This is a genomic window from Microbacterium sp., assembly GCF_031988965.1.
GTDB lineage: Bacteria > Actinomycetota > Actinomycetes > Actinomycetales > Microbacteriaceae > Microbacterium.
Genome location: NZ_DALZXX010000039.1, coordinates 1 through 21751 on the forward strand (window position 1 = coordinate 1; position 21751 = coordinate 21751).

At 69.8% G+C, this 21751-nt stretch carries 19 protein-coding genes; 8 read left to right on the forward strand and 11 right to left on the reverse strand.

What is annotated here, in order from left to right; genetic code table 11:
• From RTM68_RS09085 to RTM68_RS09095, 3 genes are all read left to right on the forward strand, one after another.
• The coding region (locus RTM68_RS09085) for an SAM-dependent methyltransferase (RefSeq protein WP_312170215.1) at nt 1-546 on the forward strand (546 nt) is incomplete at its 5' end.
• A gap of 145 nt (nt 547-691) precedes the next feature.
• Nucleotides 692-1621 (forward strand): NAD(P)/FAD-dependent oxidoreductase, encoded by a 930-nt coding sequence (locus RTM68_RS09090; RefSeq protein WP_312170216.1) that lies wholly within the window; start codon nt 692-694, stop codon nt 1619-1621.
• An 89-nt stretch (nt 1622-1710) separates the two neighbouring features.
• Nucleotides 1711-2412 (forward strand): hypothetical protein, encoded by a 702-nt coding sequence (locus tag RTM68_RS09095; RefSeq protein ID WP_312170218.1) that lies wholly within the window; start codon nt 1711-1713, stop codon nt 2410-2412.
• Between the two features lie 19 nt (nt 2413-2431).
• Here RTM68_RS09095 and RTM68_RS09100 read toward each other — a convergent pair whose 3' ends face one another.
• Entirely contained in the window at nt 2432-2893 is a 462-nt protein-coding gene (locus tag RTM68_RS09100) for a DUF3817 domain-containing protein (RefSeq protein ID WP_312170219.1), read from the reverse strand.
• A 70-nt stretch (nt 2894-2963) separates the two neighbouring features.
• Here RTM68_RS09100 and RTM68_RS09105 point away from each other — a divergent pair, with 70 nt between their 5' ends.
• Nucleotides 2964-3881, forward strand: coding sequence for an AraC family transcriptional regulator (locus RTM68_RS09105; RefSeq protein WP_312170220.1), 918 nt, complete (start codon nt 2964-2966; stop codon nt 3879-3881).
• A 5-nt stretch (nt 3882-3886) separates the two neighbouring features.
• On the opposite strand, the gene RTM68_RS09110 is transcribed toward RTM68_RS09105, so the two are convergent.
• A complete protein-coding gene (locus RTM68_RS09110) occupies nt 3887-5092 on the reverse strand; it encodes an MFS transporter (protein ID WP_312170221.1) in 1206 nt (401 codons plus the stop codon).
• 278 nt (nt 5093-5370) lie between these two features.
• Here RTM68_RS09110 and RTM68_RS09115 point away from each other — a divergent pair, with 278 nt between their 5' ends.
• Both RTM68_RS09115 and RTM68_RS09120 read left to right on the forward strand, forming a co-directional pair.
• Entirely contained in the window at nt 5371-6276 is a 906-nt protein-coding gene (locus RTM68_RS09115) for an RIO1 family regulatory kinase/ATPase (RefSeq protein WP_312170222.1), read from the forward strand.
• Nucleotides 6277-6343: 67 nt separating this feature from the next.
• A complete protein-coding gene (locus tag RTM68_RS09120) occupies nt 6344-7756 on the forward strand; it encodes an MFS transporter (RefSeq protein ID WP_312170224.1) in 1413 nt (470 codons plus the stop codon).
• Between the two features lie 39 nt (nt 7757-7795).
• Here RTM68_RS09120 and RTM68_RS09125 read toward each other — a convergent pair whose 3' ends face one another.
• From RTM68_RS09125 to RTM68_RS09160, 8 genes are all read right to left on the reverse strand, one after another.
• Nucleotides 7796-9157 carry an LLM class flavin-dependent oxidoreductase gene (locus RTM68_RS09125; RefSeq protein WP_312170226.1) on the reverse strand — a complete coding sequence of 454 codons (1362 nt, stop codon included), beginning with the start codon at nt 9155-9157 and terminating at the stop codon, nt 7796-7798.
• Nucleotides 9158-9167: 10 nt separating this feature from the next.
• Entirely contained in the window at nt 9168-10520 is a 1353-nt protein-coding gene (locus RTM68_RS09130; RefSeq protein WP_312170228.1) for an LLM class flavin-dependent oxidoreductase, read from the reverse strand.
• Between the two features lie 43 nt (nt 10521-10563).
• A complete protein-coding gene (locus RTM68_RS09135) occupies nt 10564-11400 on the reverse strand; it encodes an ABC transporter ATP-binding protein (protein WP_312170230.1) in 837 nt (278 codons plus the stop codon).
• The gene (locus tag RTM68_RS09140) at nt 11393-12331 is read right to left on the reverse strand and encodes an ABC transporter ATP-binding protein (RefSeq protein WP_312170232.1); all 939 of its coding nucleotides are present in this window, start codon (nt 12329-12331) and stop codon (nt 11393-11395) included. Before RTM68_RS09140 ends, RTM68_RS09135 begins: the two co-directional genes overlap by 8 nt.
• Nucleotides 12328-13245: an ABC transporter permease gene (locus RTM68_RS09145; RefSeq protein WP_312170234.1), complete on the reverse strand. Its 918-nt coding sequence runs from the start codon at nt 13243-13245 to the stop codon at nt 12328-12330. Before RTM68_RS09145 ends, RTM68_RS09140 begins: the two co-directional genes overlap by 4 nt.
• 1 nt (nt 13246) lies before the next feature.
• Entirely contained in the window at nt 13247-14293 is a 1047-nt protein-coding gene (locus RTM68_RS09150) for an ABC transporter permease (RefSeq protein ID WP_312170236.1), read from the reverse strand.
• Nucleotides 14294-14407: 114 nt separating this feature from the next.
• On the reverse strand, nt 14408-15940 hold the full coding sequence (locus RTM68_RS09155; RefSeq protein WP_312170238.1) for an ABC transporter substrate-binding protein: 1533 nt from the start codon (nt 15938-15940) through the stop codon (nt 14408-14410).
• 155 nt (nt 15941-16095) lie between these two features.
• Nucleotides 16096-17877 carry an FAD-dependent monooxygenase gene (locus tag RTM68_RS09160; RefSeq protein WP_312170240.1) on the reverse strand — a complete coding sequence of 594 codons (1782 nt, stop codon included), beginning with the start codon at nt 17875-17877 and terminating at the stop codon, nt 16096-16098.
• Between the two features lie 191 nt (nt 17878-18068).
• Between RTM68_RS09160 and RTM68_RS09165 the strand changes: the two genes are divergently transcribed.
• Together RTM68_RS09165 and RTM68_RS09170 are read left to right on the forward strand one after the other, a co-directional pair.
• Nucleotides 18069-18890 carry a DUF1684 domain-containing protein gene (locus RTM68_RS09165; RefSeq protein WP_312170242.1) on the forward strand — a complete coding sequence of 274 codons (822 nt, stop codon included), beginning with the start codon at nt 18069-18071 and terminating at the stop codon, nt 18888-18890.
• Nucleotides 18891-18911: 21 nt separating this feature from the next.
• Entirely contained in the window at nt 18912-19856 is a 945-nt protein-coding gene (locus tag RTM68_RS09170; protein ID WP_312170244.1) for a cation diffusion facilitator family transporter, read from the forward strand.
• Nucleotides 19857-19906: 50 nt separating this feature from the next.
• Here the strand turns inward: RTM68_RS09170 and RTM68_RS09175 are convergent, their stop codons facing one another.
• Nucleotides 19907-21430, reverse strand: coding sequence for a DUF222 domain-containing protein (locus RTM68_RS09175; RefSeq protein ID WP_312170246.1), 1524 nt, complete (start codon nt 21428-21430; stop codon nt 19907-19909).
• Nucleotides 21431-21751: the final 321 nt, after the last annotated feature.

Sequence of the window (21751 nt, forward strand, 5' to 3'; positions counted from 1 at the left end):
CCGGGCCATCACCCCGTGCCGCAGGACGGCATCAATCAGATCCTCGTCGACCTCGCCAGGCAGGGCCGCAGCGTGGTGCGACTCAAGGGCGGCGACCCCTTCGTGTTCGGCCGCGGACGCGAGGAGCAGCTGTTCTGCGAAGCGGCCGGCATCCCGGTCGAGGTGGTGTCAGGCGTCACGAGCGCGGTGGCCGTGCCCGCCCTCGCCGGCATCCCCCTGACCCAGCGCGGCGTCGCCGAGACGTTCACGGTCGCGAGCGCGCACGATCAGATCGATGCGCTCGGCGGCGGTCGCGACCACACGATCGTGCTGCTGATGGGCGTGAACACGCTCGGCCACTCGGCACACGTGCTCGCCGCCGGACCGCGCGGAGATGAGTGCCCCGTCGCGATCATCGAAGACGGGTTCGGTGCGCGCCAGCGGATCACGATCGGCACGCTGGGCACGATCGCGCATCTCGCCGCTGCACGGCAGGTGCGCTCGCCCGCCGTCGTCGTGATCGGCGACGTCGTGATGCTGAGTCCGCACGCGGCGACCGTCGGCTAGTTAGGCCACCCTCAGCTCGACCGTGGCAGACTGGAGCCAGCGGACGGATGCTCACCAGACGAGCTCCCCGCCGGCGGCGCCGCCAGGATCGGCGCGTCCGCGTCGACAGCACGGTGGACACCGCCCTTCTCGACGGAGGGTGCGCATGACTGCGACCGATGCCTACGACGTGCTCGTGATCGGCGGCGGTCCCGCAGGCCTCTCGGCGGCGCTCAACCTCGGGCGGTCGCTCATGCGGGTGCTGGTGGTCGATGCCGACCGCCCCCGCAACGCCGCGACGTTGAACTCGCACGGCTTCCTCACGCGAGACGGCGTGCCGCCGCACGAGCTGCGACGCATCGCGCGTGACGAACTCGGCGCGTATCCGAACATCGAGGTCCGCACGCGCGTCCGCGTGCTCGAGCTGCGTCAGGAGGACTCCGGGTTCGCGGCCTCCATCGGCCGCAAGGATCCGACCGAGACGGTCTCGGCGCGATCCGTGCTGCTCGCGACCGGTCTGCGCGAGACGCTGCCCGAGGTGCCGAACCTGCGCGGCTTCTACGGCATCACCCTGTTCAGCTGCGCCGCATGCGATGCGTGGGAGATGCGCGGGCGCCGACTCGCACTCATCGGCGAGACGCGGGACATCGCCGACCGGGCTCGACTCATCTCGCGCTGGACCGAGAACCTCACGGTGTTCACGCTCGGCGCCGACACCGTCACGGCCGCCGAGGAGGCCGAGCTCGCGGCCTCGGGCGTCGCCGTGTTGCGGCATCCGATCTCCGAGCTGGTGGGCGACCGCGGGCGCATCGAGGCGATCCGCCTGACGGACGGCACGATCGTCGCCGTCGAGGGCGGATTCGTCCGCCCGGAGTGGGAGACCGATGTCTCGTTCCTGCGCGGGTTCACGCCCGCCCTCGATGCCGACGGGCACCTCGTGACCGATCGCTCCGGGCGCACCGATGTGCAGGGGCTCTACGCCGCGGGCGATGCGGCGGTCCCCGGACCTCAGCAGCTCATCGTGGCTGCGGGCGCCGGAGCGCGCGTCGCGTCGGTGATGGTGCAGGATGCCGTGGGCATCGCGACGGCGCACTGAGTTCGTCGCATCCGTCCACCGGCCCGCATCCATCCACCGGCCCGCATCCGTCCGCCGGCCCGCCGCCCCCGCGGACTAGGCTGACCCGCATGACGCGCATCTCGCAGGTCTCGCCTCTGCTCCGCCTGACCGCCGTCGCGGTGGTCGCCCTCGCGGTGCTGCCGCTCAGCGGATGCCTGTACGCGCAGATACCGACGAACGTCCCGAGCGGTGAGGGCCCCGACCCGGTTCCCTCGGCCGGCCCGTCGGACCTCCCCTCGGACGAGCCGTCGGATGCTCCCGCAGGCGACCTGCCGGCGTCGATGTCGTTCGCCGACGGCACCGCGGTGCCACCCTCGGCCTACATCCAGTGGGGCGACGGGCTCATCGTCGACGACGGCTGGAAGACGGTCAAGCCCGACGACGGCAACGGCGGCTGGACGTACGGCACGGTCGACGACACGTGCACCGCGCAGTTCTGGCAGGGGCTGATCCCCGACGTGCCGACCGTGCCGGGAGACGACAGCGCGAGCTCCGACGCGATGCTGGCGGTGATCCTCGGCGAGAGCGACGTGGCGGCGATCTCGACGGCCGCGACGACGGGATCGTTCAGCTACCAGATCGGCGGCAACTCCGACGTCGAGGCCAGAAGGCTGCTCGGCGACGACGGCGGCGACCGCCGGTGGATCATGGCCGCACGCGCCTTCACGGCGACCGGCGTCGGGCTCTACGTGATCGTCGACTGCACGGGTGGCGACGTCGAGGCGACGATGGCCGAGGTCGTGGAGAAGAACGCCGTCGTCATCCAGTGACGCACGATCCCGGCGCCGGTCACTTGCCGCCGGGAGGACCCACCAGCAGCAGGATGACGTACAGCGCGACGATGCCCACCACGAGCAGGATCGCGAGCGCCCACGGGCGACGCAGGAACCACCGCATCAGGCGGTCGTACCAGCGCGCGTCGCGGGGGTCTGCGGTCTGCTCCAGGCGCCACGCTCCCGCGAGTCGTCGCGTGCGGTGCAGCCAGATCTCCATCGGGATGGTGGCGTAGGGCACGATCGCGCTCACGACCGCGAGGATGGCGACGCCCACGTTCCAGCGCTGGTTCAGTGCGACGAGCACGGCGGTCGCCGCGTAGGCGAGGAACACGAACCCGTGGATGCCACCGCCGATCGTCACGACGACGCCGGGGGCGCCGACGGCGCGGGCGATGATCGCCGAGATGAGGATGGTCCAGGTGATCGCCTCGGCGATCGCGAGGGCTCGGAACAGGCGGTCGGGTGTGCGGAACACGGGACTCCTCGGGTGGGGGTCCTTCCAGCGTATCCGGAATAGCTGTGCGCCCCTGGGCGTTGCCGAAGGCATGGTGACCGTCGATTCCGCAGCGCTGGGGCAGATTCTCGACTCCGTCGATCTGCGCATCGGTGTGGCCAGACGGGTCGCCCTCGCGGCCGGTGGTGCGCTGCCGCTCGCCTCGGGATCGGCGACGCTCGTGTACGTCGCGAGTGGATCGGTGAGCGGGCATCCGCCCCTGACCGGCGCCTGCCGACTCGACGTCGACCGCGCCTCGCAGGTCGTGGCCGTCGACGAGCGGCCGACGAGCTCGAACCTCGTCGCGGGCGACGCCTTCCTCACCCTCGGCCGCGCACCTGTCGCCCTCGACGCCGATGCGGCCACCGACCTCGTCGTGGTCGACCTCGAGTTCTCGGACAGCGCCTCGATGCTCGCAGCCGTGCTCCCCGACCCCATCACGGTCATGTCGTTCGACGCGCTCGAGCCCGCAGCCGCCGCTCTCGCCGGCAGCGTGGGTCCGACCGATCCGCCCTCGTGGCCCGAGCGCCAGGGCGATCCGGTGATCTGCCGGATGATGGCGAAGACCGTGCTGCTCAGCGTCATCCGTGCGTGGGCCGCGAACGGCTGCGCGCCCGCCGGTTGGCCGTCGGTCTCGAAGGATCCGTTCCTCGACCGCGTCGTCGAGGCCATCCACGAGCAGCCCGGCCGCGAATGGACGGTCGAGCGCCTCGCGAGCGTCGGTGCGATGTCGCGGTCGGTCTTCGCCGAGCGCTTCCGCAGCGCGATCGGTCGGTCCCCCGCCGACTACGTCACCGAGGTGCGCATCGACGCGGCGAAGCGGATGCTCGCAGCAGGCCGATCCGTCAGCGAGACCTCGCGCGAACTGGGCTACGCCTCGGACGAGGGGTTCAGCCGCGCCTTCCGCCGCCGCACCGGCATGACGCCGTCGGCCTGGCGGGCATCCGAGCTCACCGCCGTCCCCGCCTAGTCCGCTCAGGCGAGCGCCGCCGCCGCGGTGCTCCGACGGTTCGAGAGCCCGAAGAGCACGGCGCCGACGAGCAACGACGCCGCTCCGAGCACGTAGACGAACTCGACGTCGAGCGTGTCGACGAGCAGTCCGCCGAGACCGGCCGCGATCGTGATCGCTCCCTGGAAGCCGACCACGACCAGGCTGCCACCGGCCTCGAGACGGTCTGGGGTGCGGTGTCCGACCCAGGTGTTGATCACGAGAAGCCACGACGAGAAGAAGAAGCCCCAGGCGACGACCACGACCGCGATGCCGAGCACGGAACCCGAGAAGAAGATCATCGAGAGCACGGCCGCCGCGATGACCAGCGGCGCGAACACCGCGAAGAACGCGAAGGTGCGGTCGATGAAGAACCCGAGCCCGAGGTTTCCGGCGAGACCGCCGACCCCGAAGAGCGCGAGCAGCAGGATGATCGTCGACGGCTCGACCTCGGGGATGCGCTCGAGCGCCAGCCGCACGTACGTGTAGGCGAGGAAGTGCCCGAGAACGACGAGCACGTGCCCGACCATGCCGAGCCCGATCCCGGGGCGACGCAGGGTGTCGACGAGAAGGCGGATGCTCGATGCCTGCTCGGCCGGAACAGAGGGCAGCATGAACCGCAGCGCCACCGCCAGCAGCACCATGAGCACTCCGGCGATCGCGAAGACCGTCTGCCAGTCGACGATCTCGCTGAGCATCACGCCGAGCGGCACGCCCGCGACCGTGGCCAGAGAGACTCCGGCCGAGGTGAACATGACGCCGCGGCCGAGGTGTTCGGGGCCCGCGAGCCGCACGGCGACCGTGATCGACATCGCCCAGAACGCGCTGATCGCCGCCCCCAGCAGGAACCGCGCGAGCAGCACGATGATGAGGTTCGGCGCGATCGCCACGATGAGGTTCGACGCGGCGGCGGCGAGCGCCATCCAGACGAGAAGCGACCGCCGGTCGAGCCGGGGGAAGATCAGTCCGACCGTCGGCGCGACGATGAGTCCGACGAGCGCAGTGACCGTCACGGTCTGCCCCGCCTGCCCGGGTGTGACACCGAGGGCGTCGGCCATCTCGGTGAGCACGCCGTTGGGCAGGAACTCCGCGGTGACGAGCAGGAAGCCCATCAGCATCAGCACGATGAGCCCGCCATAGCGGATGCTCCCCGTGCGGGCGGTCGTCACGGGAACGGGCGCGGTCGTCGTCATGGTTCAACACTCCCAGTCCTGCGGCCGCGGCGCCCGACGCGGCGTCCACGGCATCCGACCATTCGTCCGGATCGGGTCTGGACAGCATCCGCGCCCACCCCCTAGGCTCGACGACGCACCGGGGTTCTCCCGGAAGGCTTCCGAGGTTCTCCCGGAACGGACGAGCGAGAGGAGTGGATGACATGAACACCGTCTCTGTCGCGCCCCTCGCCGACATCCTTCCTCTCGAGGCCGCCCACTCCTGATCCGCGGTGGCCTCCCTCTCTCGGAGCCACACCGTGTCTGATCACATCGCTTCTTCGGAAACATCCTCTTCCCGCCTCTCCCCTTCCCATCTCTCCCCCGCGTCGACTTTCGACGCATCCCCCTTCGACTCCGTCCCGACCTTCGCCGACGTCGAACCCGGCGACGGCCAGCGCTGGACCACGTGGCCGGCGATCACCCCGTCGGAGCGCGGCCCTCTGCCCTGGCCTGCCTGGGTCGTGACGAGCGCGGGCGCTCTCGACACCGAACTCGGCATCCTCAAGACAGGCAAGGAGGCCGACGTCTTCCTGCTCGAACGCGCGGTGCCGGACGATCCCGGCCAGCGCACCCTGCTCGCGGCGAAGCGCTATCGCGACAGCGACCACAGCAGCTTCCACCGCTCGGGCGTCTACACCGAGGGCCGCAGCACCAGGAACACCCGCGACACCAGGGCTCTCGCCAAGAAGTCCGAGCACGGCCGGGCGGTCGCCGCCCTGCAGTGGTCGTTCGCCGAGTTCGATGCGCTGTGCCGCATGTGGGAGCTGGGCGCGCCCGTCCCCTACCCCGTGCAGGTCAACGGCACCGAGCTGCTGATGGAGTTCGTCGGCGACGCGCACGGTGTCGCCGCTCCCCGACTCGCGGCGGTGCGCGGCGATCGCGCCGAGTTGGCCGATCTGTACGACCAGATCGTCGACCTGATGCGCATCTTCGCAGCCGCGGGCTTCGCGCACGGCGACCTCTCGGCCTACAACCTGCTCGTGCACGACGGCCGCGTGCGGGTGATCGACCTGCCGCAGATCGTCGACATCATCGCCAACCCCCAGGGCCTCGACCTGCTGCACCGCGACTGCGTGAACATCTGCGACTGGTTCACCCGCCGCCGCGTCGAGCGCGACGCCGAAGAGCTGTTCGCCGAGATGCTCGCCGCCTCGTATGCGTGAAGGGCCTCAGCCGAGCAGCGCGGCGCGCCGTCACCGTCCGTTCACCGCACGCCGACAGACTTCGACCATGAGCGATTCCCTCCAGAGCGGCGCGGTGCCCGAGCCCGCTGCGACGGCCAGCAGCGGTGCGGTCGGAGTCATCGGCCTCGACCTGCGCGGCGAGACCCCGGCCCCCAAGAAGCAGGTCTACTCGTGGGCGCTGTGGGACTGGGCGACGCAGCCGTTCAACACCGTCATCCTCACCTTCATCTTCACCGCGCTGTACCTCACGACCGAGGCGTTCCTGCCGGCGTCGATCGCGGGACTCGATGCGAAGGACCCGATCCGCGAAGCCGCCGAGGCCGACCTCGCCTCGGGACTGGGGCTCGGCTCGACGATCGCCGGAATCGCGATCCTCCTGATCGCGCCGGTGCTCGGTCAGCGAGCGGATGCGGCGGGGCGCCAGAAGCTCTGGCTCGGGATCGGCACCGGCGCGCTCATAGCCTGCATGTTCGGGCTGTGGTTCGTCGAGCCGACGCCGACCCTGTTCTGGCTCGGCGTCGCACTCATCTCGGCCGGGTCGGTCTTCGGCGAGATCGCCGCGGTGAACTCCAACGCCATGCTCATCGGCATCGCGAACCCCAAGACCGTCGGCCGCATCTCGGGGCTCGGCTGGGGATTCGGCTACATCGGCGGCATCATCGCGCTGGTGCTCGTCGTCGTCTTCTACATGCTCGACTGGTTCGGCCTGCCGGAGGACGGCGGCCTGCCGTTCCGCATCATCGCCGTCGGCTGCGCGATCTGGGCGATCGTGTTCTCGATCCCGATCTTCCTCAACGTGCCGGAGCCGTCGCTCGGACGCCCCGAGCGCAAGGTCGGCTTCTTCGCGTCGTACGGCCTGCTCGTGAGGGACGTCACCGGCCTGTACCGCAACCCCGACACCCGTCAGACCTTCTGGTTCCTGCTGTCGAGCGCGGTGTTCCGCGACGGCCTCGGCGGCGTCTTCGCCTTCGGCGCCGTGATCGCGAGCCAGGTGTTCGACTTCGAGTTCCTCGACCTCGTGATCTTCGGCATCGCGGCGAACCTCATCGCCGGCGTCTCGACGATCATCGCCGGACGCTACGACGACCGCTTCGGTCCGAAGCGCATCATCCTCGTCTCCCTCGCATCCATGGTGATCGCCGGCCTTGCCGTGTTCTTCCTGGTGGATGCGGGCACGATCGTGTTCTGGATCGGCGGCCTGCTGCTGTGCGCGTTCGTCGGACCTGCGCAGGCGGCATCGAGGTCGTTCCTCGCCCGCATCACCCCGGCCGGGCGCGAGGGCGAGATCTTCGGCCTCTACGCCACGACCGGGCGGGCGGCGAGCTGGATGGCATCCGGCGCCTGGACGCTGTTGATCGTGCTCTCGGGGTCGACCGCGTTCGGCATCCTGGGCATCGTGCTCGTGCTGATCGCCGGATTCCTGCTGCTGCTTCCGGTGAAGGCGACGCAGAGGGCCTGAGCGCCGCGGCAGACCATTCCCGTCGCACCCACCGGACGATCAGACGGTCGCGGCAGACCTCTCGGCCGCGCGCGCCGTCACGTACCGGTTCTGCGGCTCGCGCAGACCCAGGTTTCCGCGCAGCGTGTCGCTCTCGTACTCGGTGCGGAAGACACCGCGGTGCTGCAGGATCGGCACGACCTCGTCGAGGAACCGGGTGAGCTGAGCCGGGTGCCCGGCGTGGATGTTGTAGCCGTCGACACCGTAGGCCTCGAACCACTCCTGCAGCCGGTCGGCCACGGTCTCGGCCGTGCCGACGAACGGGCCGCGGTCTCGGCGCAGGCTCAGCTGCACCGTCTCACGCAGCGTCAGCTTCGATTCGGCCGCATGCGCGGCGATCCGCTCGGCCTGCGTGCGGAAGCTGTTCTGCGCGTACCGCAGCGCCTCCTGCGGGAACGGCGAGTCGAGGTCGTACTGACGGAAGTCATGCCAGCCGAACGATCGGCCGAACTCCCCCAGTGCCTGTGCGAACGAGTGATCGCTCGACCGGTAGTGCTGCTCGAGCTCGCTCGCCTCGTCATCGGTGTCGCCGATCACGACGCCGACGCCGGGCAGGATCACCAGGTCCTCCGGCCGACGGCCGTACGTCGACACCGCCCGGCCCTTGATGTCGTCGTAGAACGCTTTGGCCCCGGCGAGCGTGGCCGCGTGCGTGAAGATGCCCTCGCCGATCTCGGCGCCGAGATCGCGCCCCTGCTCGGAGTCCCCGGCCTGGAAGATCACCGGCGCGCCCTGCGGCGGACGCTCGATGTTGAGCGGCCCGGCGACCGAGAAGTACTCTCCCCGGTGGTCGAGCGCGTGGAGCTTCGACGGGTCGAGGAACTGCGCGGTCGCACGATCCCGCGGCAGCGCATTCGGCTCGTACGAGTCCCACAGCGCCTGCACGAGCTTCACGTGCTCGCTCGCCCGTCCGTAGCGGGTGTCGTAGTCGTAGTGCTCGTCGAGACTGTAGTTGCCCGCGGTTCCCGCATCGCCACTGGTGACGACGTTCCACCCGGCCCGGCCGTGGCTGATGTGGTCGAGCGACGCGAAGCGCCTCGCCACGTTGAACGGCGCGTTGTACGACGTCGTCAGCGTGCCGACCAGCCCGACGTGCGTCGTGTGGGTCGCGACGGCGGACAGCAGCGTGAGCGGCTCGAGCCTGCTGAGGTAGTGGGGCGGCGAATCGGGGGTGATGTACTGGCTGTCGACGATGAAGACGAGGTCGAACTTCGACTCCTCGGCCTTCTTCGCGTGCTCGATGTACCAGTCGATGTCGACGCTCGCGTCCGCGGGGATCTCGGGGTCGAGCCACAGGTTGTGGGTACCGGGACCCCCGGATCCGGTGAGCACGAGTCCGAGCTTGAGCTTCCTGTCGGTCATGGGTTCTCTCCTAGGCTTCGATCAGAGCGGATGCCGAGGCATCCGCCGTGTAGCGGTTCTCGGGCACCCTCAGACCGAGGTTGCCGCGCAGCGTGTCGCTCTCGTACTCGGTGCGGAAGAGCCCCCGACGCTGCAGGATCGGGACGACCTCGGACGTGAAGGTGTCGATGTCGTCAGGCGTGCGGGCGCGCAGATTCAGCCCGTCGGCGGCGCGGCCGAGGAACCAGTCCTGGATCGTGTCGGCGACGGTCTCGGGGCTTCCGATGAACGGCGACGGCGAGTACCGGGTGAACTCCTCGACCGTCTGCCGCAGGGAGAGTCCGCCCTCGGTCGCACGCTCGACGATGGCTGCCGAGCGCGTGCGCCCACCCTTCTCGGCGAGGGCGCTGACATCGGGGAACGGGGCGTCGAGGTCGTGCTGCGAGAAGTCGTACGCGCCGAACGCCCGGCCGAACGCCGCGAGCTTGCGGTCGAAGTCGTTGTCGGACTCGTGGATCTCGCGGGCGAGGCGGTGGGCCTCGGCATCCGTCGATGCGATCACGGGCGTCGCGCCGACCAGGATCACGAGGTCGTCCCAGTGCCGGCCGTGCTGGGCGAGGCGATTCTTGACGTCCTTGTAGTACGCGCGGGCCGACGCGATGTCCTCCCCCGGGGCGTAGATGCCCTCGGCGACCTCGCCCGCGAGGGTCTTGCCCTCTTCCGAGATGCCGGCCTGGAAGATGACCGGCTGGCCCTGCGGCGAGCGCGAGAGGTTGAGCGGCCCGTCGACGCGGAAGTGCTCGCCCCTGTGGTTCAGGGGGTGCAGCTTGGTCGGGTCGAGGAACAGGTCGTTCTCGACGTCGGCGACGAACGCGTCGTCCTCGTACGAGTCCCACAGACCGCGGACCACCTGCACCGCCTCGAGCGCGCGACCGTAGCGGGTGGCGTAGTCGAGGTGCTCTTCGAGCCCGTAGTTGCGCGACGTGCCGGTGTCGAAGCTGGTCACGACGTTCCAGCCGGCGCGGCCGTGGCTGATGTGATCGAGCGAGCCGAATCGGCGGGCGAGGTTGAACGGCGAGTTGTAGGTCGAGCTGGCCGTGCCGATCAGACCGAGGTTCTTCGTGTGGGTCGCGATGGCCGACAGCAGCGTGAGCGGTTCGAGGCGGTTGAGGTAGTGCGCCGGGTACGTCGCGTCGATGAACTGGCTGTCGACGATGAAGAGCGCATCGAAAAGCGCGGCCTCGGCCTGCTTCGCCCTCGCGATGTACCAGTCGATGTCGATCGACGCGTTCGCGGGGATCCGCGGGTCCTTCCAGAGGCTGTGCTGGCCGGGCCCGCCGACTCCGTAGACACTGAGGGCGATCTTGAGCGTGCGTTCGGGCATGTCGGTCTCCTTGTGGGTGTCTCGCGTGGTTCGGGGGATGTCGTCAGCCGGCGTCGAGCACGCGGCGCAGGCGAGCCCGCTCGTCGCGATCGATCGCGCCGGTGTGCAGGCTCGGGGCCGAGCCGACGAGCAGCTGCGTGTAGGGATGCTGCGGGTCGTTCACGATGTCGGCCGTGCGGCCGACCTCGACCACCTCGCCGCGGTAGAGCACCACGACTCGGTCGGTCACACCGGCGACGGACCCGAGGTCGTGCGAGATGAACACGAGCGAGGTCCCCGCCGCGCGCAGGTCGTTCAGGATCTCGAGGATCGAGACCCGGTTGGCGGCATCGAGAGCACTGACGGGCTCGTCGAGGATGAGCACACGAGGTTCGGTGGCGAGCGCTCGTGCCAGCAGCACCCGCTGACGCTGACCGCCCGAGAGCTCCCCGGGGAAGCGTTCGAGCAGATCGCGACTCAGCCGCACCTGCTCGAGTCTGAAGTCGATGCGGTCGCGGATCTGCTCCTTCGACAAGCGCCGCTGCAGGCGCAGGGGTTCGGCCAGCGACTCCCCGATCGTGAGATCGGGGTCGAGCGCGCGCAGCGGATCCTGGAACACGTACTGGACGACGCCGCGCCGACGGAACTCGCGCCACTGCCGTGCGCCGAAGGAGGTGACCTCCTCGCCGCCGATGTGCACACGTCCCGCCCGAGCGGGCACGAGACCGACCACCGCACGCGCGATCGTCGATTTGCCCGAACCGGTCTCGCCGATGATGCCCACCGACTCCCCAGCACCCACCTCGAACGACGCGTCGTGGATGATCTGCGTCCGATGGCGGCCACTGCCGTACGACACCTGCAGGCCGTCGATGCGGATGGCGGTCGAGAGCTCAGACATGACCCACCTCCACCTCCACCGGCTCGCGGAAGCGGTCGAGTCCGTAGGTGTTGTGCTCGTCGATCAGGAGACGCGTGTACTCGTGCTGCGGGGCGAACAGGATGCGCTTCGCTTCTCCCTGCTCGACGACCTCGCCCTGCCGGAGCACGAGCACGTCGTCGCAGGTCTGCGCGATGACGGCGAGGTCGTGCGAGACGACGATGAGTGCGAGTCCGTGCTGCTCCGTGAGGTCGGTCAGCAGATCGAGGATCTCGGCCTGCACCGTCACGTCGAGAGCGGTCGTGACCTCGTCGGCGATCAGGATGCGCGGCTCGAGCGAGATGGCCGAGGCGATCAGCACCCGCTGCAGCATGCCGCCGGACAGCTCGTGCGGGTAGCTGCGGTAGATCAATGCGGGGTCGCGCAGCCGCACGTCGTCGAGGAGCTCGACGGTTCGCCGCTTCGCCTCGCGACGCGTGAGACCGCCGCGCACGCGCAGGGCCTCGGCGATCTGCGGGCCGATTCGCAGCGAAGGGTTCAGGTACGAACCCGGGTCCTGGAACACGGCGGTGATGCTGACGCCGCGGACCCTCTCCCAGTCGCGCGCCGTGAAGCCGGCGATGTCACGACCGAACAGCTCGATGCGTCCGCCCGAGATGTGGAACAGACGGGGCAGGATGCCGAGGATCGCCCGGCACGTCAGGGTCTTGCCGCTGCCGGACTCGCCGACGATCCCGACGACGCGACCGGGGTGCAGGTCGAAGCTCACCCCGCGCACGAGCTCCTCTCCCGTATGACGGTGGGCGATGCGCACGTCGTCCAGACGCAGGATGCTCTCGCCCGTGTCAGGACGTGGGCGGGCTGTCTCGGCGCCCGCTGACCGGGCGTCCGCTGACCGGGCGTCCGCTGACCGGGCGTCCGCGATCGCGATCCCTTCGATCTCGATGGTCATGACGAGCTCCTTCCCACGAGGGCGTCCTCGGACGCGACGGTGTTCGTGCGGCGACGGCGGCGTGCCGCATCCCGCGCGGCGCCCCGCTCGGTGAGCAGCGTGCGGCCCGACTCCCCCGCGACGTCGCGGATGACGTCGGCGAGCAGGTTGAACGCCCAGACCGAGAGCATGATCAGCACGGTCGTGAAGATCGGCGCGTACGGGCGCTGGGTCAGGTAGCCGAGATCGCTGGCGAGCACGCCGCCCCAGGACGGCGCGGGCGGCTGGATGCCGATTCCGAGGAACGTGAGGCTCGAGACGATCACGAAGCCGATGCCGAGCGTGTTGGCGGTGGCGATCGCGATCGGCGGCAGCACCTTCGACCACACGTGCGTGCGGACGATCCAGCCGGTGCGCGCCCCCGAGAGGATCGCGGCCTCGACGTACTGCGACTTCGCGACGCTCAGTGTCGCCGCGCGAGAGACGCGATAGAAGAGCGGCGAGACGAGGATGCCGACCGTGAGCATCGCCTGCGGGATGCCGTTGCCGAGGAGCGCCGTGGCCGCGACCGCGAACACGAGGAACGGCAGCGCGATCAGCGTGTCGACGAACCGCAGGGTGAGCCATTCGAACACCCGGCCGAGATAGACCGAGAGGATGCCGGGGATCGCCCCGGCGAACAGTGCGATGACCGCGACCTGCACGGCACCGAACACGCTGATCGGCGCACCGGCGAGGATCCGACTGAGCACGTCGCGGCCGAGGTAGTCGGTGCCGAGCCAGTGCGCCGCCGAGGGCCCGGCGAGGATCTCGGAGGTGCCGAGCAGCGGGTCGTACGGCGCGAGCACGGGGCCGGCGACGGCGAGGAACGCGATGAAGACGAGGAAGGCCGTGGCGAAGCGGCCGGCCGGCAGCGCGAGGATGCGACGGATCATCTCAGACTCCTCTCGCGGATGCGGGGTTCAGGCGCACCAGCACCAGGTTGACGATGAGGTTGAAGACCACGACCAGCACGATCGCGATCACGAGCACTCCCTGCACGGCGGGCACGTCGCCGCGGTTGGCGGAGTCGGCGGCGAACTTGCCGAAGCCTGCGAGGCCGAAGATCGCCTCGGTGACGACGGCGCCGCCGAGCAGCGCCGGGAACTTCATGCCGAGCACCGTGAGTGCGGGGCCGATGCCGTTGCGCAGGGCGTGGACGAAGAAGATCCGACGCGCGCTGAGGCCGCGCATCTGGGCGCCCGTGACGTAGTTCTCGCGGTAGGACTGGATCAGGCCGACGCGCATCTGCCTGGCGAGGTCGGCGATCGTGTCGAAGCTGAGCGCGATGGCCGGGAGCCACAGGTGCCAGAGCCAGAGCCCCACACCGCCCTGCTCGAGCGGGATGTATCCCGCCGACGGGAACCAGCCGAGGGTCACCGCGAAGATCGCGACGAGCGCGATGCCGACCACGAACGACGGCATGACCGAGATGACGGTCGTGAATCCGGTGATCGAGCGATCGAGGATGCTCGTCGGGTACGCCGCGGCCAGCACGCCGAGCCCGAACCCGAACACGATGCCGATGACGAGCGCGAGCCCCGCGACGGACAGGCTGATCGCGGCACGGGAGACCAGGAGATCGCCCACGGGCGCGCCGTTGAACCAGCTGTTGCCGAGGTCGCCCTGCAGGATGCCGCCGAACCAGTCGAGGTACTGCACGATGAACGGGCGATCGAGACCCCACTCGTGTTCGAGTGCGGCGATCTGTTCGGGGGTCGCCGATTCCGAGAGCTGCAGGTGCGCGGGACTGAGGCCGCTGAGCCCCTGCAGCGCGAACGTGATGAAGGTCGCGAACAGGAAGACGGTCGCGAACACGATCACGGTGTGGCCGATGAGCCGGCCCGCCGTGGCGAGGTGGGCGCCCGCGCGGAGCGGCCTGCCGGCGGCGTTCGCGGTCACTGTGCCGGGCTTCTGCACGGGTGCCGAGGCGAGTGCGGTCATGCGGGGCTCCTTTCCTTCTCGATGACGGGGCGCGTGTCGTCTCGGCGCTTCGCTCCTCGCTCAACGACCGTGACGTTCTCCGGTCGTTGAGCGAGCGAAGCGAGACGGAACGCGTCAGTCGCTGACGGTGACGCCGGTCAGGCTGATCTGTCCCGGGATCTGGGGCAGATCAGACACCTTCGTCGACTTCACGATGAGAGTGGGTACGCCCACCGTGAAGACGAGGGCGCCGCTCTGCAGGCCGGCGCGCGTGGCGTCCTGCAGGTTCTCGGCGTAGTCCGGTGAGTCCAGCGGCGTCTCTCGGGCGATCTTGATCGCCTCGTCGAAGCCCTCGGGCACGTACGGGCTCGACAGGTTCAGAGGACCGTCGGGGCCGAAGTGCGCCGTCAGCGTCTGCACCGGCGATTCGCGTCCGGTCGTTCCGTAGGTCGAGAGCACGAGATCCTTCGCGAAGAAGGGGGTCGCCCAGTCCGGCGCCACCGTGATGTTGGCGGTGATGCCGACGGCGGCGAGCTGCGCCTGGATGACCTCGTTGATGACGGCATCCGCGCTGACCACGAAGTCGACGACGATCTCACCCGGCTCGTAGCCGGCATCCGCGAGGATCTTCTTGGACTCCTCGGGGTCGTACGGCCACAGGTCCTCGGACTCGTCGTCGTAGGCGATGTATCCCTCGGGGAACGGCTGCGTGGTCGCGTAGCCGAGACCGAAGGTGACCTTCTCGACGAGCTCGTCACGGTCGATCGCGTGGCGCACGGCGTCGACCACGGCCGGGTCGTCGAACGGCGCCTTGTTGATGTTGAGGCTCAGATTCGAGGCGGAGTACACGGGGTGCGTCGCGACGTCGAGACCCGCGTCGATCGCGGCGTCGTACTGCGCCGGGGCCAAGCCGTAGGCGAAGTCGTAGACGCCGGTCTGGATCGAGGCCACGAGGGTCGACGGGTCGGGAGCGGTCGAGAGCTCGACCCGATCGATGTGGATGTTGTCGGCGTCCCAGTAGTCGGGGTTCTTCTCGAAGTAGATGTGCGACTCGGGCACGTACTCCGTGACCGTGAACGGGCCGGCGCCGACCGGCCACTGATCGAGCTTCGCCGGGTCCTCGGCGGCGACCGGGCTGGTGATCTGCGCCGTGCGCTTGCCCAGCAGCAGCGGGATCTGGTGATCGACCTGGTTCAGGTGCACCGTCACGTCGGTCTCGCTGTCGGCGGTGACCGACTCGATCGACGTCAGGTCTCCGAACAGCGCCGAGTTCTCCTGCGTCTTGGCCCGCTCGATGTAGAGCTTGACGGCCTCGGCGTCCAGCGGCTCGCCGTCCTGGAACACGAGTCCCTCACGCAGGTGGAAGGTCACCGCCGTGCCCTCGGCGTTGTAGTCCCAGCTCTCGGCGAGCCCCGGTGCGGCCTCGCCCTTCTCGTCGATCTCGGTCAGCGAGGCATAGGCGAGCGCGGTGAGGTTGAAGCCGAAGCCGGAGCCCTGGACGATCGGGTCCCAGTGGGCGGGCAGGGTCGCGGCCCAGCGCAGCACGGACTCGCCGTCGTCGTCTCCTGAGCTGCTCGACGCCGGAGACGCCGCGCACGCGGTGAGCGCCAGGGCTCCCACGAGCAGCGCCGCGGCTGCGGTTCGAAGTCGGGTGAATCTGCGGGTCATGAGCTGTTCCGTTCTGCGGTGTCGGGTGTGTCTCGGTGCGGGTGCTGGCCATCCTGACGGGGGTCGGGAGCCCCGCGATAGGGCGGTGTCACAAAGGTTCCGGCGACGAAACCTGGCGTCACATGTCGTCGTCGGAGGACACCGTCGAGGGGGTCTCAGACGGTCGCGCGCGCGTCGACCGAGGCTGTCGCGAGCGTGTCCGCCGCGGGGATCCGTCCGTAGACGCGGTCGAGCACGGCCCCGGCATCCGATGAATCCGCTCCTCGCCAGGCGACGTGATGGTCGGGCCGCACGAGGGCGAAGGGCGCCCCGTACAGCTCGCGCGCGCCGGCGTCCGGCAGGTGGATCACCTCGAGCGCGATCGCCCGCTCCTGCGCCGCCTCGGTGAATCCGGTGACCGCCGAGACGTCGTCGGACAGCACCAGCAGGGCGACGTCGCCGCCGATGCGGTCGTACAGCGTCACGCCATACGGGTCGATGATGCCGTTCGGAGCTCGGTGTCCCGGACGGCCGCCCGGCACGTAGACGCCCGGTTCCCAGGGCGTCTCGGTCGCGGCCTGCTCGCGCTCGTAGGCGATGACCGGTGAGTCGTCGTAGCGCTCGTCGAAGTAGACGCCGACGTCGCGGCGCTGGCCCTGAGCGAGGATCTCGCGAATGCGGTCACGCCTCTCCTCGGCCTCGGGGCTCGTGTCGTCGTCGGCGGGGAAGCCGAGTCGACGCGCCTCGTCGACGTTGCTCTCGGTGCGGTCGGCGCGGGCCTTCGCCGAGGCGCCGACGCGGGCGTTGTGCGGGCGGCGCTCACGGTCGTACGAGTCGAGCAGCGCATCGCCGCCGGTGCCGCGCAGCACGGCAGCGAGCTTCCAGCCGAGATTGAAGACATCGCCGAAGCCCTCGCCGAGGTTGCCGCCGGGGGTGCGCACGTGGGCGGCGTCGCCGACGAGCAGGACGCGCCCCTGCCGGAAGGTCTTCGCGAGCCGTGTGCTCTTGAAGTACGGGGTCACGTCGACGACCTGCAGCGCGAGATCCGACCCGAAGGCGGCGCGGGCGAGGGTCAGCAGCTCTTCTTCGGTGGGCGTGTGCTCGAGCGGGTACGGGCCCGCGTACACCCGCCAGTCGGTCTCGTTGAGGGCGGCGAGGAAGCCCGAATGGATGTCGTTGACGATCACGTTCACCGCGCTCGGGAACGGGTCGCGTCCGGCGTAGTCACCCTCGGTGCGCACCACGAAGCGGAAGTGGCGATCGGTCGCATAGGCGCCCTCGCGTTCGATTCCGGCGAGGGTGCGCACGGTGCTGCGAGCGCCGTCTGCACCGACGACGTACTTCGCTCGGATGCGACGCACAGCCCCGGTCTCGACGTGTTCGACGGTCGCGATGATCCCGTCGCGGGCGCCGGGATCCCGAGCGTCGCCGGCGTCGCTCTCGAGGAGCGAGAGCAGCCGCCATCCCCCGGCCACCGGCACGTCGAGCTGGGCGAGCTGGTCGAGGAACGCCTGCTGCAGGGCCGTCTGCGGGCGCCGCAGCGACTCGGCCAGCGAGTACGGGTTCTCGGCACGGCCGGTGAAACCGGGCCGGCCGGCGGGCGTGCCGGGGCGGGTCAGGTCGTGACCGATCAGCGAGGTGCGGAACGTCGTGCCGAGGTTCCATTCAGGCGGGAAGGTCCAGCCGCGTCGGATGCGGTCCTCGACGCGCCACTGCTGGAAGAACTCGACCGTGCGCGCGCTGTGCCCCATAGCGCCCGCCCGCACCAGCCGGAACGAGGTCGCCGCATCGACCACCGCGACGTCGACCTTCTGCCGGTTGAGCTCGAGGGCGGTCGCCAGGCCCGAGGGCCCGGCTCCGACGACGAGCACCTCGACCTCCTGCGGCGGAGTGGCGTGCGCGAGCAGCACGGTGTCGACGTGCCGCTCTCCGCGGGTGATCTCGTTCTGGGCGACCATGGGGAACCTCCGGGCTGGGTCGGGAATGCAGAACATCCTTCGCCTGCCCGGCGCGGCGCTGGGCCGCGCCGTCACAGAACTACCGCGAGCGTCACGCGGCGTCACCCGGAGACACGGACCGACCGCGAGCATCCGGGCGTCGATCGACTCTGGCTACGGTGGGCGCACCTCGACACGGACCGGAGGGAACCATGACGATCACCGAGACCGCCACCGCGGCAGCCACGTCGTTCGCGCAGGAGTGGCAGCACTGGCATGACGGCGTCGAGGCGCAGCGGCGGACCCCGCACAGCTTCCTCGCCTATACGAGCTTCAACCTATTGAGCGAGCATCCGCAGCGCTTCGACGATGTGCCCGGCACCTGGACGACGGGCCCGGAGGGCGTGGTCGTGCAGCTCGACGCCGGCCAGGTCCTCGACGTCGACGGCGTGGCGGTGCGTGGAGTGCACCAGTGGGGAGTGATCGACGAGCGCACCTTCCACCGAGCTCGATTCGAGGACGCCGTGGTCGAGGTCTCCAAACGCGGAGGCCGCGACATCGTGCGGCCGCTGCATCCGGAGCATGCGCTGCGCGCCGAGTACGCCGGCACGCCCACCTTCGCGCCCGACGAGCGCTGGGTGATCGAGGGCGTGTTCGAGCCGGAGCCGCTGCGCGACATCGGCATCGCCGCCGCGATCCCGTCGATCGAGCATGTGCACGCGACGCCCGGCCGGGTGCGCTTCTCTGTGGAGGGCGTCGAGGTCGCGGTCACGCTGATCGGGCAGGGGCCGGATGCCGCGGTGCTGCTGTTCCGCGACTCGACGAGCGGGGTGACCACCTACGGCGCGAGCCGCACACTCGCCGTGACGCTGCCGAGCGGGGGCGACCGTCGCATCGTTCTGGACTTCAACCGCGCGAGGAACCTGCAGTGCGCGTACACCGACTACTCGCCATGCCCGCTCGCGCCCGTGGAGAACTGGCTGCCGTTCGCGATCGAGGCCGGCGAGAAGACGCCGCTCGCCCGCACGTCGTGACAGCGGGAGTAGCCTGACCGCGTGACGGTCATCATCGCCTTCCTCGCCAACATCCTCGTCGCGATCGCCAAGACCGTCGCGGCTGTGCTCACGTCGTCGGCGTCGATGGTCGCCGAGGCGGCGCATTCGTGGGCGGACGCCGGCAACGAGATCTTCCTCCTCATCGCCGACCGCCGCGGTGCGCGCACCAAGGACGAGCGGCACCCGCTCGGCTACGGACGCGCGGCGTTCGTCTGGTCGCTCATCGCGGCGTTCGGGATCTTCACCGCAGGGTCGATCGTGTCGATCATGCACGGCGTGCAGGAGCTGTCCGAGACCGGTCCGGTCGAGAGCCCGGTCGTCGCGTACAGCGTTCTCGGCATCGCCTTCGTGCTCGAAGGGGCGTCGTTCACCCAGGCGATGGTGAAGTCGCGCCGCCTCGCACATGAGCGTGGCTCGTCGACCTGGGACTACGTGCTCGACACCAGCGACACCACGCTGCGTGCGGTCTTCTTCGAGGACATGGCCGCCCTGATCGGTCTCGTCCTGGCCGCCGGGGCGATCGCGATGCACCAGATCACCGGGATCGCCGCCTGGGACGCGGTGGGGTCGATCCTCGTCGGCATCCTGCTCGGCGTCGTGGCGATCATCCTGATCGGGCGCAACATCGAGTTCCTCGTCGGCTCGAACGCGTCGCCGGCACTGCGCGACCGGGTGGGGCGCGCGCTGCTCGACTCGCCGCAGATCCAGCGTCTCACCTACCTGCACATCGAATACGTGGGCCCGAACCGCCTGTTCATCGTCGCCGAGGTCGACCTCGCCGGAGACGCTCGCGAGCACGACGTGGCCCGTCGCCTGCGTGAGATCGAGCAGCAGATCGAGGCGCACCCCGTCGTCGAGACCGTGGTGCTGTCGCTCTCGGTCGATGACGAGGAGTCGCTCGTCTTCGGCGCGACCGCAAGCGACGACACAGGCGGGCACCCGTAGCTCTGTCGTCCACAGCTCTGGCATCCACAGCCCGTGCACCCGTAGCTCTGTCACCCGGCTCGCGCGAAGGATGGAGACCCGCGTCGCCGTCGTAGCCCCGCCCCCGACACGCTCAGTCGTGGGGTGCGCCATCGCTGTTCGGGATCCCACCATCCCGGTCCACGCACCTGCGGCACGCCGTCGTCCATCCGGATCTCCCACCCGGATGTGCCGAGACTCCGGTGGTGCCACCAGCACAACGGCACACCGTTGTCCGTGTGCGTCGGCCCACCCTGCGAATGCTCGGTGACATGGTGGATCTCACACCAGGACGCCGGTACATGGCACCCCGGAATCAGGCACTCCTTGTCGCGGGCGATGATCGCCCGTCTCTGATGGACCGTGAAGACCCGATCCGTGGTCGTGATCCCGATGATCCGCCCCTCGTCGAACAGGACCCGCTGGATCGTGCCCGAGCATCCGACGTGCGAGGCGACGCCGAGAGGCAGCTGCCCCCATGCACCGCTGACGCTCGCACGCCCGGTGCCGGTCGCGAGGTCCTTGGCATCCACCGTCACGACCAGCACCGGAGCCGCGCCCCCGATCGTGGGCCTGTCCCGGTGACGAGCGGCGATCGACAGGGCTGCGGCGAGAGCATCATGCCGCTTCTGTGCCGCCGTGCGGCCATCGAGCACCCCTCGCGGATCTGAGTTGTACGGATCGTCATCGGCAGGTTCGTCACCTGCGCCCTCGGTGTCGCCCGCCCGCTCGGCGTCGTCTCCGGCATCGCCGTCGGCCCCGTCATCATCTCCGGGAGTGAAAGCCACGCCCGGCACCGGCGGCCCATCGCCCTTGGGGTTGTTGAACGCGTCAAGGATCAGTTCCAGCTGCGCGGCGACATCGGGGGTCAGATACCCCTTGATCGAACGCAGTCCGTCACGCACGCGCCCGAGTGTGATCCCCCGCCGTCGCGCGGGTTCGTCACCGGGCTCATCGCCGTCAGGGTCGAGCAGCGCGACCAGCGTCTCGGCGAGGAGCGCCAGTTCGTCGAGGGTGGGGGCCGGGCCCTGCACCTCGGCGTCGGGTCCGCCGTCAGGATCCGGTCGGAAGCCCCGCGCCGCGCGGGCAAGACACCTGTCTGCGCGCAGTCGATCGTCGACGCTGATGCGATGTGACACCTTCTCGATCGGCTCCGTCGCGGCCAGCATCCCCGCGACGCCGATCGCGCCGTCGAGCATGGCCTCGCGCAGGGCCGGCCACCGTGCAGGCAGCCGATCACCGGACGCCAGGCTCACCTCGCGCCGGACCAGAGCGACGACCTTCCCGACGCGAGTCGCCCCGCGCAGATCGGTGAGGAGAGTGCGCTGCAGCATCTCGTTCTGGGTTCGGCACCCGGTGAAGTGCGGGAAGTCGACCGCATCCCCGGTGGCGATCGTCTCGACCACCGTGGCCTCGATTCGCCGGAACGCGGCACCCGCCGCCTGCAGGACCTCTATCCGCTCAGCGTCGGGCAGCGCGGCGAGCGCGCCGTCGCCCAGCACCCGATCGAGGTCGGAGACGACCTGATCGATGAGGGCGCGTGTGCCGGATGCCATGACTCCATCCCACACGGGGCCACCGACATTCGAACGACGAAATCAGCGGCTTTTCTGCCAGTTCAGAAGCATATTCCGGAACTATGCCGCAGCGTTCCGGAACATCGGCAGGAGACAAGAGATCTGCCAGGGCCGGCCGCTGACGACACACGCCGAGCACCGGCCGCCACGGCCCATCCGGGCTCAGTTCTCCCAGTTGTCGGCGAGCTTGTTCAGCAGCATCGCGAGCTGGTCGCGCTCCTCGTCGGTGAAGGCCGCGAGCGCCTTGCCGAGAGCTTCGCGACGCTCTCCGCGCATGCCGCGGGCGACCGCGCGCCCCTC

Excerpts from the sequence above, each read along its gene's own strand:
- RTM68_RS09095 (WP_312170218.1), top strand. The coding sequence starts at position 1,711 with ATGACGCGCATCTCGCAGGTCTCGCCTCTGCTCCGCCTGACCGCCGTC.
- RTM68_RS09140 (WP_312170232.1), bottom strand. The coding sequence starts at position 12,331 with ATGACCATCGAGATCGAAGGGATCGCGATCGCGGACGCCCGGTCAGCG.
- RTM68_RS09160 (WP_312170240.1), bottom strand. The coding sequence starts at position 17,877 with ATGGTCGCCCAGAACGAGATCACCCGCGGAGAGCGGCACGTCGACACC.
- RTM68_RS09135 (WP_312170230.1), bottom strand. The coding sequence starts at position 11,400 with ATGTCTGAGCTCTCGACCGCCATCCGCATCGACGGCCTGCAGGTGTCG.
- RTM68_RS09150 (WP_312170236.1), bottom strand. The coding sequence starts at position 14,293 with ATGACCGCACTCGCCTCGGCACCCGTGCAGAAGCCCGGCACAGTGACC.
- RTM68_RS09120 (WP_312170224.1), top strand. The coding sequence starts at position 6,344 with ATGAGCGATTCCCTCCAGAGCGGCGCGGTGCCCGAGCCCGCTGCGACG.
- RTM68_RS09090 (WP_312170216.1), top strand. The coding sequence starts at position 692 with ATGACTGCGACCGATGCCTACGACGTGCTCGTGATCGGCGGCGGTCCC.
- RTM68_RS09125 (WP_312170226.1), bottom strand. The coding sequence starts at position 9,157 with ATGACCGACAGGAAGCTCAAGCTCGGACTCGTGCTCACCGGATCCGGG.
- RTM68_RS09110 (WP_312170221.1), bottom strand. The coding sequence starts at position 5,092 with ATGACGACGACCGCGCCCGTTCCCGTGACGACCGCCCGCACGGGGAGC.
- RTM68_RS09130 (WP_312170228.1), bottom strand. The coding sequence starts at position 10,520 with ATGCCCGAACGCACGCTCAAGATCGCCCTCAGTGTCTACGGAGTCGGC.
- RTM68_RS09165 (WP_312170242.1), top strand. The coding sequence starts at position 18,069 with ATGACGATCACCGAGACCGCCACCGCGGCAGCCACGTCGTTCGCGCAG.
- RTM68_RS09155 (WP_312170238.1), bottom strand. The coding sequence starts at position 15,940 with ATGACCCGCAGATTCACCCGACTTCGAACCGCAGCCGCGGCGCTGCTC.
- RTM68_RS09175 (WP_312170246.1), bottom strand. The coding sequence starts at position 21,430 with ATGGCATCCGGCACACGCGCCCTCATCGATCAGGTCGTCTCCGACCTC.
- RTM68_RS09145 (WP_312170234.1), bottom strand. The coding sequence starts at position 13,245 with ATGATCCGTCGCATCCTCGCGCTGCCGGCCGGCCGCTTCGCCACGGCC.
- RTM68_RS09105 (WP_312170220.1), top strand. The coding sequence starts at position 2,964 with ATGGTGACCGTCGATTCCGCAGCGCTGGGGCAGATTCTCGACTCCGTC.